Source organism: Rickettsiales endosymbiont of Peranema trichophorum (assembly GCF_004210275.1).
In the GTDB taxonomy this organism is placed as follows: domain Bacteria; phylum Pseudomonadota; class Alphaproteobacteria; order Rickettsiales; family Midichloriaceae; genus RICK02.
In genome coordinates, this window is the sequence record NZ_SCFA01000038.1 from 1 (window position 1) to 12,488 (window position 12,488).

At 41.6% G+C, this 12,488-nt stretch carries 8 protein-coding genes; 1 reads left to right on the forward strand and 7 read right to left on the reverse strand.

Features of this window, described 5'->3' with window-relative positions:
* The 7 genes from EDM53_RS01720 to EDM53_RS01750 all read right to left on the reverse strand — a co-directional run.
* The coding region (locus EDM53_RS01720) for an AAA family ATPase (protein WP_165379556.1) at nt 1-812 on the reverse strand (812 nt) is incomplete at its 3' end.
* A gap of 259 nt (nt 813-1,071) precedes the next feature.
* Nucleotides 1,072-2,355 (reverse strand): exodeoxyribonuclease VII large subunit, encoded by a 1,284-nt coding sequence (gene xseA / locus EDM53_RS01725; protein WP_130121816.1) that lies wholly within the window; start codon nt 2,353-2,355, stop codon nt 1,072-1,074.
* 45 nt (nt 2,356-2,400) lie between these two features.
* Entirely contained in the window at nt 2,401-4,887 is a 2,487-nt protein-coding gene (locus EDM53_RS01730) for a valine--tRNA ligase (protein ID WP_410528551.1), read from the reverse strand.
* A gap of 228 nt (nt 4,888-5,115) precedes the next feature.
* Nucleotides 5,116-6,945, reverse strand: coding sequence for a hypothetical protein (locus tag EDM53_RS01735; protein ID WP_130121820.1), 1,830 nt, complete (start codon nt 6,943-6,945; stop codon nt 5,116-5,118).
* 117 nt (nt 6,946-7,062) lie between these two features.
* Nucleotides 7,063-9,816: a pyruvate, phosphate dikinase gene (gene ppdK / locus EDM53_RS01740; RefSeq protein WP_130121822.1), complete on the reverse strand. Its 2,754-nt coding sequence runs from the start codon at nt 9,814-9,816 to the stop codon at nt 7,063-7,065.
* Between the two features lie 47 nt (nt 9,817-9,863).
* Nucleotides 9,864-10,931 (reverse strand): recombinase RecA, encoded by a 1,068-nt coding sequence (recA, locus tag EDM53_RS01745; RefSeq protein ID WP_130121824.1) that lies wholly within the window; start codon nt 10,929-10,931, stop codon nt 9,864-9,866.
* Between the two features lie 96 nt (nt 10,932-11,027).
* Nucleotides 11,028-11,537, reverse strand: coding sequence for a 6-pyruvoyl trahydropterin synthase family protein (locus EDM53_RS01750; protein ID WP_340641743.1), 510 nt, complete (start codon nt 11,535-11,537; stop codon nt 11,028-11,030).
* Between the two features lie 10 nt (nt 11,538-11,547).
* Here EDM53_RS01750 and ispH point away from each other — a divergent pair, with 10 nt between their 5' ends.
* Complete coding sequence (gene ispH / locus EDM53_RS01755) at nt 11,548-12,486, forward strand: 4-hydroxy-3-methylbut-2-enyl diphosphate reductase (RefSeq protein WP_130121826.1); 939 nt, start codon at nt 11,548-11,550, stop codon at nt 12,484-12,486.
* Nucleotides 12,487-12,488: the final 2 nt, after the last annotated feature.

Sequence of the window (12,488 nt, forward strand, 5' to 3'; positions counted from 1 at the left end):
GAATCAAGCGATACTGCTTGCTTCGTTTCTTCCAGTAGCCTCAGCACTTCCTCTTCGGTAAACCCAAAGTATTGCCCGTAGTCTTCTCTCAATAACGAGTACACCTCTATGTTGTTTAATCCAGAAAACAAACTCTCCTGAGAGATACGAGTGATTCCTGTGACCACGGCCTTTGTCAGATAGCTATTATCCTTTAATGCCTGGCCTAGTATACCACGCATTAACTCTGTAATTTCATTATAGTAATCTTCCAAATACCCCTCTTGTATCGGTGTGTCGTATTCGTCTATCAATATAATCGGGTTCTTGCCACAATACCTGTGTATGTAGAGGCAGAGCTGCCGAATCGATGCTTCTACCTCAGATTGTTGCCCTGTTTTATACAACAATGCATTAAACACACCCTTCTCGTCTTCATCTAAACAATCTCCATCCAATAAGTATCTATGGGCCCTATATACATCCCTCACTAAAATAAGGATATTTTCGTACACATCCTCGTACTGTGATTTCTTCACATCCTTGAACGATATAAATATCACTGGATATTTGTTCTGATGCTCCTCGCAAAAGGCTTCATCTCGCCCTATATTTAGCTTCTCAAACAAATTCTCATCTTTTGGCTGACTATGATCTAAAAAGTAGTACAGCATCGACAAGTTCAATGTTTTACCAAATCTTCTAGGTCTTGTGACTAGTATGATATCAGCACCATCGTCCATTACTTCCTTGATCAACAGCGTCTTGTCCGTAAAGACATAATTACCTGTTGCTATCTTTCTAAAATCACTGACTCCTACCGGTAGTTTCATTTGGGTAATATCTATAAATTTATATTTTATACTGGATATACACACATCGAGAATGTTACGTATGTTTGGCTATTCTTCCTTTGTCACACTACCACACTGACAGACCATCGACAAAGCTATCATACAGCCTCAAGTCAATGCGGTCAAACCTTTCTCTAAAGGTAATGTGGATGGGAACAAACCTCAAAACGACATCATGGAAATAAACGTTCGAGTCATCAAGCAATATCTATGCGCATCAGTACAAAAAACAAGGCATTCACCTTTTGTCTTTTGGGACAGAGGAGATCACAGTCACAACACTTATACCGTCCGCCAACTCTATCACTAAAGACTGCCCAACCCCTAGCTGCTGGATAGAACGGATAGGCTTAGCGTATGGCTCAGTCCCTTTAAGCAAAGCAAAACCACGACTCAGCACTGTTCTATAATCCGCACTGTTTAAAAGCCTGTAATAATTTGATAACTTTGTCTCATGCAATCTAAGATATTGCTCTGTTATCATTCTATTTTTTAAGGACAGCTCCGCCAACTTATTAGTGGCAGTTCTAAATACCACCTCAACGTTCAGAAGAGCTGAGGATGCCTTTTCTAGTCTAAGCTCTATGGCACTTATAGTATTTGGCAAGGACAACCGAAGGCGCTCATACAGCTCTTCTATACGACGCCTCAATTCATGTAACACAGGCACAGCAATTTCCGCAGCCGCAGTCGGCGTAGGAGCTCTTACGTCTGCTGCATGATCTATGAGCGTTGTGTCAGTCTCGTGACCTATACCAGATATAATGGGTATAGTAGAGTCGGCAACAGCACGTACTACCCTTTCTTCGTTAAAAGCTCCTAGATCTTCTATAGATCCCCCACCACGTGCCACTATCAAAACATCTGGCCTAGGGATGTTATCAGGTAAGGTATTAAAACCTCGTATAGCTTTTTCAATCTCACCCGGAGCCTCCTTGCCCTGTACCAAAACCTCCCATACTATCACATGAACAGGACAACGCTCAGTAATACGATGTAACATATCTCTGATTACGGCACCAGTAGGAGATGTCACAATACCTATAACAATTGGCAGACCTGGTATTCGCTTTTTGCGTTTCTCATCAAACAGGCCCTCTGCAGCAAGAGCTTTTCTAAGCTTTTCTAACATCAGTAGCAAAGCGCCCACACCACTGACTTCGATGTGTTTCACTATAAGCTGATAGCTAGAATACTCTGTGTATGTAGAAATGTTGCCATAACACACCACTTCTAAACCTTGCTTCCACGAGATATCTAGTTGTGCTGCCACTTGCCTCCAACACGCCCCTTTTAGAATAGCGTTAGAGTCTTTTAAGGAGAAATAGACGTGACCAGATTGAGCAATTTTATAGTCCGATATCTCACCTTTCACATACACATTGTACAGTTTTTGTTCTAGTGTACCCTTAATTACATTTGAGATTTGACTAACTGTATATTCAGTACGTGAGATCTCTTCTCTTTTAGTACATACAGATACGTTGCTCACATCATATGAATGTAATTGATTATTGGTCATGACAATATTCCTATAATTCTAGTGGTTTCCAACCCAAGTACACCACTAATCAACCACGTATATACTAACCTTGTCATCGCTTGTACTCACTTTTGATCTAAAAGAGACTTCTGTGTGTAGTGTATCACAGTGCTGTAGCTTACCACTAATTGCAGATTCCAAATCGCCAATAATTGAAGCATCAAGTACATCACCAGTGTATGCCACCAACCCAATAGGGGCATTCAAGGCTATTTTCTCCTGCGACTTAAATGTTCTTACCAATTCCAAGATGCTCAATACAGCAGGCCATAACTCACGATGCCTATCGCTATAGTAGCATTCCTCAAAACTTGGCCAAGTACCCCTTTGATGTATCGATAATTGGTCCAAGGAACTGCCAAACATATTTTGGTATATCTCCTCTGTAATGTGAGGAATAATAGGCGCGAATAATAACAAGAGGGACCTAAAAACGTGATACATTGTACATATACCACTCCTTTGGCCCTGCATCGGCATGCTGCTTACATCCCTAGTACCGTATAAGCGCTTTTTTACCAATTCCAAATAGTTATCGCAGAAATCTTTCCAGAAAAAAGACTCAATGACAGATTTGGCAGCAGAATAATCCAAGACCTCAAAGTGTTCTGTGGCCAGTTTCACAGTCTCTTGTAACCTCGACAATATACAGATATCGGCCGTTTCATAGATTGTGCCGTCTTCAACTTGTTGTAAGCTGTTCTTTGAATCGTGGGTCAGGGATTCAATGTGAATCTTTACGAACTTTGATGCGTTCCACAGTTTTGTCACAAGCCTTTTACCAGCCTTTAACATCTCATCTGAGTAAATAAGATCCGCACCAAGTTTAGAGCTTGATGCCCAGTACCTTACAACATCGGAGCCATGGTCTACAATCAGCTGCTTTGGTGTAACTACGTTACCTTTCGATTTACTCATTTTAGTCTTGTCAGCAGCTAAACACCATCCACTGATCATAAGTGATTTCCAAGGTATACAATCCTCGTGAAAACACGATTTAACTATCGTGCCAAAAGTCCAAGTTCTAATTATTTCATGAGCCTGCACACGCAAATCAAATGGGTATAGCTTCTTATGTCTCTCATAATCTATTGCAAGCTCTGACGTAATAGCTTTACTATTGATCTGTGGCGTCAGAGAGCTTGTGGCCCATGTATCCATTACATCTGTTTCGGGAATGACTTCTTCGATACTATAGCCCTTTGGAAGGTCTACACTTGGATCAACCGGAAGTTGCTCTGCTTCAGCCACAAGTACCTTACCCTCTTCCCCTTTTCGTTTTGAGTACCATACAGGAAATTGTACACCAAAAAAGCGTTGTCTTGATATACACCAATCTTGATTCAAGCCAGTAATCCAGTTATCCAACCTCACCTTCATGTGCACTGGATACCAGTTACACTCTCCACCCTTTGCTAGTAAAGCTTCTTTAGATTCTAACACCTTGATATACCACTGGTATGTCGATATAATCTCAAGCGCCGCACCAGACCTTTCAGCACATTTTACATGCTGTATTACTTCTTTCTTGTCTCTGATCAAGTCCAGTCGATGCAGATCCTCTATGATACGCTGCCTAGCATCTCCAACTTTTAAGCCAGTGTACTCTGCAGCGTTTTTTAGCCGCCCAAATAGATCAATGGAGTCTTTAATCTCAAACTTGTGACGCCTCCACCATTCCACATCTTTTATGTCACCAAAAGTACAACACATGACTAAGCCAGTGCCTTTTGAAGAGTCTACATCAGCGTCAGGTATGATTGGGACCAGATTGTTAAAAATAGGAGTAGTGGCGTGGTGCCCCTCCAAATGTTGATATCTATCGTCATCCGGGTGATATAGAAGCGCTACACAAGCGTGCAAAAGCTCCGGACGTGTTGTAGATATAACAAGCACATCAGACATACTTGAATGAAATGCAACGTCGTACATGTAACCTTGCTTTTCCTTATCCTCTATTTCTGCCTGGGCTATTGCGGTACCATCCACACAGTCCCAGAAAGTCGGAGCAAATTTTCTTACTATTCTGCCCTTTTGAAGCAAGTCTATAAATGACATTTGAGACAGTTTTTGAGTCTCTGTACTAATAGTCTGATACTCTTGTCTCCAATCAACGCTTAGAGCGATCTCTTTAAACAAAATCCTAAATTGCTCCTCTGCATGTGAAACAACTTCCATACAAAGCGCCTTAAACTCCCTCCGATCAACACGAGAAGCGTGAATCCCCTTCACCTTTTCAACCAAGCGTTCTGTAGGCAACCCATTGTCATCAAAACCTATTGGGTAAAACACATTCTTACCACGCATTCTCTGAAAACGAGCTATAAAATCGGCTTGAGTATAGCTAAACACGTGCCCCATGTGCAAAACACCAGAAACAGTTGGTGGTGGGGTATCTATAGAATAAGTGTCCTCTCTTCTTGTAACATTTTCATCCCATCTATATATTCCATTCTCTTCCCAGAAACTCTGCCATTTTGCTTCAATCTCTTGACTGTTGTACTGCAAGATTTCCTCTAATTTGTTTAAGTTGGTTGTTGCTTTAAAGGCTTTGACAAGAGATATACCAGGAGTTACAGAGCATGTCGATACTTTATTTATAGCTGGTGCACCAGCATTCTGACCTTTTGGAATTACCCTCAAGACATATTAAGGTGCTTCAAGCGTGCTCTGGTAAATGCTTTTTATTGGCACATCCACGTTGATAGTTGATAGGTATGTTATTTCAGCACTTCCTTGTTATAGCTCTGAATGCTCACACTCACTGTATAATCCTTCCATGAGCTCTTTTGCACCAAAGTCATACACATATTGTAATGGGCTATGAGCCAACAATTCATACAATTCGGCATATGCCGATGCTGACTTAATTGCATTGTATTCGCTTGTATATTCTGCGTATAAGTCATGTGCGTTGAACATTGCCTGATAAGCACCGCAGAATGTGATGCCCATGGCAAATGTAAGACCTACATATTGTAACCCTGGCGCCGCTATAGCTAAATGTAGCGCTACATTTAGTGCCACATAGCTACCCATGATCGCTATCTGCTTCAGCGCTTCTGTATACTCTCCCTGATGTAATTGGTATGATACCTCTAAACCTCCTACTGTTATTGTATACAAACCTAAGCAGGTGTACATAGAGTAGATATGTACTGTATCAAGCAACACCTTCTTAACGTTATATATTGTAGGATGGTTTACGACTCTTAGCACGTCCACTATAGTGTCAGCCACTTTCACTCCTATAGCTGTTTTATACACTACATCTTGTATATACTCTAAGGTCACAGCTCCAGTATCACCATCCAACCGTGGATAGTGGACTTGATTCATCGCAAACATCATTTCTTCTGTTTGCACCATCTCGGTTGTATACTGTCCTGCATCAACCAACTTCACTTGCGTTGCCTCATGTACTGGCAAGAGGTTAAATTTGTTCTTGAGAACTGCAATCCCATTCATAACACTTGATATTATATTTGATCGTGTTATAATTACAGGCGCTGTCGTGGTCTGTTGCACATACTCTTTTCCTCCCCCTAATGTTGTGCTTAAAGCCATCGATGGCACCTCCCCTTTTGCACCTTCCAGTACTTCCAGTAACTCACTGACCAACTGAGCGCTTCCTATAAGACTCGCTCTGCTTAACAGTGCTTCGGCTCTGTCTTTGTCGTACATCTTATCCAGCAGCGCATAGTAAAATGTTTCACCTCCTAGATCATAGGCTTTATCCAAAAGTGCTGTACCAACTGGCGATGATATCATGTTAAGTACAGGATCGGTATAAACAAGTCTTACAAACATCGCCACACAGCATACACTCTGCACCTGTTGGGTTCCCACCGGAGGTCCAAATTCGCCTACGCTTCTAACATCATCATCTTCTTCTTCATTGTAGCTATAGGGGTCCTCTTGACCACCAGTCTTTAGAGCATTTCCTTCAACATTATCACTTGATCCAACAGTACCAAATAACATCTGTTCTACATATTTATGAATAACACTTAGTATATCCTCCCCTTCTTCAAATCGATTTTTCAGGATACATTCCAACACTGACCTTGCAACCTCTTGATCATAGCCAGTGCGTTTCACCTGCTTATCTATGTATGTGAGACCTTGCTTATTTTGTACTTTACCTAATCCTTCCCTACCAAGATCTTTTCTTTCCAATAACGGCGTTAGATTTTCTATAATCTTTTGACTCACATCTTTATCCAAATACTTGATGTACCTCCCCATCAGTTCATATCTTTGATTGATATGTACATCTTGTAATACTTTAATCAACAACTTCATTCCATCATGTACTTTACTATTTCGATTGACAGCTTCCAATCCAGTCCTTTCTAGATGCCATAACGGGCCCATTCCAGTATCCACCCATTCTTTTTGGTGCCTGACCATCACATAGCAGATTTTGTGTACAGCTTCCAGTATACTTGCCAATGTACCAACACTCTCGATACTGATATCATTCAGTGCATTTGGTAAACTTCCGCTTTGATCAGTAGCTATTGCACAGACTATCCGTGGACTAACGCCATCCTGCTTAGAAGCCATATACGTAGACTCATTAATGGAATGATATACATATCAAATTAGCAGACTTCCCCATCGCATTCAATTCAAATGTACCATCACAGTTACCATGCGACAACTCCATTGATGGAAGTATTTTCAAACCTTAAGCTCTTGTAAAGCAGATTGTGCAGCAGCCAATGCAGCTATCGGTATACGAAATGGTGAGCATGATATGTAGTCTAACCCAAGGGTCTCAAAAAACGATATGGACGCAGGATCGCCACCATGCTCACCACACACACCAATCGTAAGATCTGAGTTCTTTCGTCTAGCATTTTGTATCGCGTCACGCATCAGCTGCCCAACACCATTTTTGTCTATGGTAACAAATGGATCATACGGCAATACTCCACATTGCACATAGTTCTTTAAAAATGTACCAGAGTCGTCACGGGATATGCCCAGCACCGCTTGAGTAAGGTCATTTGTACCAAAGCTAAAAAACTCCGCGACACCAGCTAGTTCATCCGATAACAATGCTGCTCTAGGAAGTTCTATCATAGTACCAACACGGTAGCAGACAGCTCCCTTATTGCTGCTAAAGAACTTAGTATACATAGCGTCTATGTTGTTTTTTATTATTTCAATTTCTCTTGCACTTATTGCAAACGGTATCATGATATCTATGTTGACCACAGACAAGTGTTCTGTATATGTGGATAATGCAGCCTCAAATATAGCTCTCATTTGCATCTCATAGATTTCTGGAAACGTCACCCCGATCCTACAACCACGGTGACCAAGCATTGGATTATGCTCCTGCAACTCTTTAGTCCTTGCTTTAACAACATCAACTTCTAAAGACATTGCGTGTGCAAACTCCACAATTTCCTTGTCGGAAGATGGTAAAAACTCATGCAGTGGGGGATCAAGCAATCTAATTGTCATTGGCTTCCCCCCCATGATCCGAAATAGCTCTTTAAAGTCCTCTCTTTGATAAGGTAACAAGGCCTCCAAAGCACGTCTTCTATCATCCGGTGTACAGGATAATATCATCCGCCTGATTGCACTAAGGCGTTGCGGCTTAAAAAACATATGTTCTGTACGGCACAAACCTATGCCCTCTCCACCAAAACGCATTGCAGTGATTGCATCCCCTGGAGTATCGGCGTTTGCAAAAACCATCATTCTTTTATATCGATTAACCCAACTCATAAATTCTGTAAACTCCTCAGTCAGTTCTGAGGATACTACAGGCACCTTATCAATAAATATTTCACCTGTTGTACCACTCATTGTGATGGTATCGCCTTCATTTAGAACGATGCTACCATCTTGAGTACTAACAGTCATTGTTTGGCCATCTAGTGAAATACTTGATACGCCAGTGATACAAGGCTTACCTATACCTCTAGCTACCACTGCAGCATGAGATGTCATACCTCCCCTTGCAGTCACCACACCCACAGAGGCATACATCGCATCTATGTCATCTGGATTTGTTTCATCTCTCACTAGTATTACGTCTCTTTCTTGAGATAACTGCAGAGCTTTCTCTCGAGACATAACTATGGTGCCAGAAACAGCACCAGGAGATGCAGGCAAACCCTTACATACAGGCTGCACAGCAACACCAGGATGAACGGTCGAATGCAGTAAATTTTGAAGTGATGAAGGTGCGATGGACTTTACAGCCTCCTCTTTGCTGATCAAGCCTTCTTTCACTAAGTCTACAACAATTTTGATACCAGCTTTTGCAGTTCTTTTGCCATGTCTTGTTTGCAGTATCCACAACTTGCTCTGCTCTATTGTAAATTCCACGTCTTGCATGTCCTTGTAGTGAGATTCCAACATATATACAATCTTATGTAGCTCTTCATACACTTTAGGCATTATACTTTGAAGGGATGTATCTGAAGTACTGGAGTGTATCTGATGAGGAGTTCTTGAACCACTAACTATATCTTCTCCTTGCGCGTCGATCAGATATTCTCCATACAACTCCTTTTTGCCATCCGATGGGTTCCGAGTAAAAACAACACCAGTGCCACTCGCTCCACCCATATTACCAAACACCATAGCCTGAACGTTCACAGCAGTCCCAATATCTGGAAGTATTCCGTTAAGCTTCCTATACGTCACTGCCCTGTGATTTGTTGATGAGTCAAACACTGCTGAAATTGCAGTCCACAGCTGTTGTTTTGGATCTTGGGGAAACTCAATACCAGTTAATTTCTTCACGATCTTTTTATACTCATCAACAATTATTTCAAGTGTCCCGGTTGACGTCATATTGCCTTGGACTACTTCACTCTCCTGCTGATAATTTAACAAGACACTTTCAAAGTGATGTGCCTCTATTTTAAGCACTACATTCCCATACATTTGTATAAACCGCCTATAGCAGTCATAGGCAAACTTCATATCGTTTGTTTTGTTGCCTAGACCCAGGACAGTCTGGTCATTTAACCCTAGATTCAAAATCGTGTCCATCATCCCAGGCATCGAGACAGCAGCCCCAGATCTAACCGATAGTAACAATGGTTTGAATCGATCTCCCAAACTTAAATTGACCTTGTCTTCAAGTATGTACAACGCCGACTCTATTTGACGCTTATAATCTGGCAGTATCACTCCATTATGAAGGAAGTAGGAGGTACACACGTCAGTTGTGATTGTAAAACCAGGCGGCACAGGAATGCCCATACCGATCATCTCTGCCAAAGCAGCCCCCTTATTTCCCAATAACGATGCGGGAGCGTGGTGCTGGAGTGGTTCAGAAAACGAGTACACCCCTTTAACTATGGAGGGCTGATCGACAGCTGAAGACGTGCGAAGCGCAAGAGACTCGCTACTAGAGCTCTTGTCGCTTTTCACCACTTCTACAAACCCCCTGGCGCCTAACGTCATCTACGTTCCTTTTTCAGATACAGAGAGGTGTCCACCCAAGCTATCTACTAGCTTGCTTCTTGAACCTCAGAACTCTCTGTAGTTTCCTTTTCTAGATCTGATGAGGCAGTAGAAGAAGATGAAATAGAAAGCCCCAACATGCTGCTCTTAGCTCTTATTTTTGCTTCAATTTCAGTTGCTATGTCAGGGTTATCCATCAAAAACTTTTTAGTATTTTCACGGCCCTGAGCCATCTTCTGACCATTATAGGAAAACCAAGCGCCAGATTTCTCAATGATTTCTGCATTCGCTCCGATATCTATAATCTCACCAAGCTTACATATACCTTCGCCATACATGATGTCAAAATCAACAGTCTTGAAAGGGGGTGCAACCTTGTTCTTGACTATTTTCACTCTTGTTTGGTTACCTATTACCACGTCCTTGTCCTTCAAAGAACCAACCCTTCTAATATCAAGGCGTACCGAAGAGTAAAATTTCAAGGCGTTTCCACCTGTAGTAGTTTCAGGACTGCCAAACATTACACCAATTTTCATTCTGATTTGGTTGATGAATATCAATACGCAATTGGATTTTGACACACTAGCTGTAATCTTACGCAAGGCCTGACTCATTAACCTAGCCTGTAGGCCCATGTGGTTATCTCCCATGTCACCTTCGATCTCAGCTTTTGGAACCAACGCAGCAACACTATCTACAACTATGACATCTACCGCGCCAGATCTTACCAAGATATCGACTATTTCAAGTGCAGCCTCACCATGATCAGGTTGTGATAGAATTAGCTCCTTGTCTATGACTCCAAGCTTCCTTGCATAAGCAGGATCAAGAGCATGCTCTGCATCTATAAAGACACACCTTCCACCTTTTTTCTGTGCTTGCGCAATAATAGAAAGAGCTATCGTGGTCTTACCAGAACTCTCAGGCCCATAAATTTCAACAATACGGCCCTTCGGTACCCCACCGATACCCAGTGCGATATCCAACCCCAGAGAGCCAGTAGAGACAGCTTCTATGTCTAAGACCTTGCCGTCTCCCAACCTCATTATAGTTCCTTTGCTAAACACCTTATCTATCTGAATTAGTGCAGCATCCAAAGCATTTTGCCTACTCATTTTTTACCTACCAAAATATGTGAGAATTTTAAACGGAATTGTCCTACAATATAGCTTTCTTTGCAAGCGATTTATTTTGACAACCGATGTGAGGTGCTATACGTGGGCATTTATTTTTTCAATTGTTGCCTCAGCATAACAGCTTGGGGTTTCATAGAGCCTTATCTTGATACACTGCACATTGGTGTCAACAAACAGTGAAGGACAGATCTCGTGAAGCACAAAATTTGCCATATTTTCTGCCGTAGGATTACAGTTCATGAAAAACACATTTTGTGTCGTAATCTGCCCTATCGCACGTCCAAGGTTTTCATCATCTGCGTGAAGAATAGTATTGTGATCCCAGTATTTGTCTATCCAAGATTTTAATTTATCTTTGATCTCTCCAAAATCTATGATCATACCAATTTGGTTAAGCTCCTGAGATGCAAACGTTGCCTCTATCGCGTATCTATGGCCATGTAGCATTTTGCAGACACTGCGATGCTCTCTAACTCTATGTGCAGCATCAAATTCTATTCGTTTCGTACAAGTCAGCACAAAAACAGTCTGGATCAAGTTTATAGTTTGGCATATAATACAGTAATTAGTTAAACTTTCGAGCACTTTCTCACCAATGAAAAAACACCTTGCTATCGTGCTGGCTCAGCCACGTGGATTCTGTGCTGGAGTTAAAAGAGCAATAGAAGCTGTTGAACAAGCAGTAAAAAAATATGGAACGCCGATATACGTTCTCCATGAAATAGTACACAACCGATATGTAGTGGATAAGCTAAAAAATATAGGCGTGAGATTTGTCGATACACTACAAGAAGTACCACGTGGTTCTGTTGTCATCTTTTCTGCACATGGAGTTGCAACATCAGTGGAATTAGAAGCACAAATGTTAGACTTGAAGGTCATAGACGCAACTTGCCCACTTGTAAAGAAAGTACATCACGAAGTGCAAAGGTATGAAGCAGATGGCTCCAAAGTAATTCTTATAGGTCATAGCGAACATCCTGAAATCAAAGGCACTATGGGTAGACTTCAAAGCACCCCACTTATCATTGAGACAGTCGAAGATATAGAGAAGATGGAGCTATCAAACCATATTGGCAAAATATCTTACGCCACACAAACCACACTCAGCGTGGATCAAACAAGAGGTATAGTTGATGCTTTACAACAAAAATTTCAAGATATTCAAGGCCAAGACGTCAAAGACATATGCTACGCAACACAAAATCGCCAAGACGCTGTCAAGTTGCTAGCAGGTCAGGTTGACGTTTTGCTTGTCATTGGATCCCATAACAGCTCTAACTCAAACACTTTAAAAGAGCTTGGAAAGACCATGAAAGTTTCTTCCTACTTAATCGATGGGGCTGCCGATCTTCAACAGAATTGGTTTGACAACACTACGAGAGTGGGTATCACAGCAGGTGCATCTGCGCCAGAAGTGTTGGTAAGCGAAGTTGTAAGCATGCTTAGCAATTGGTTTGAAATAACTGTCCAAGAGATGGAAGGCATAGAAGAAACGGTAAGATTTCACTTGCCTCAAGAGTTGAGGTCATGAGC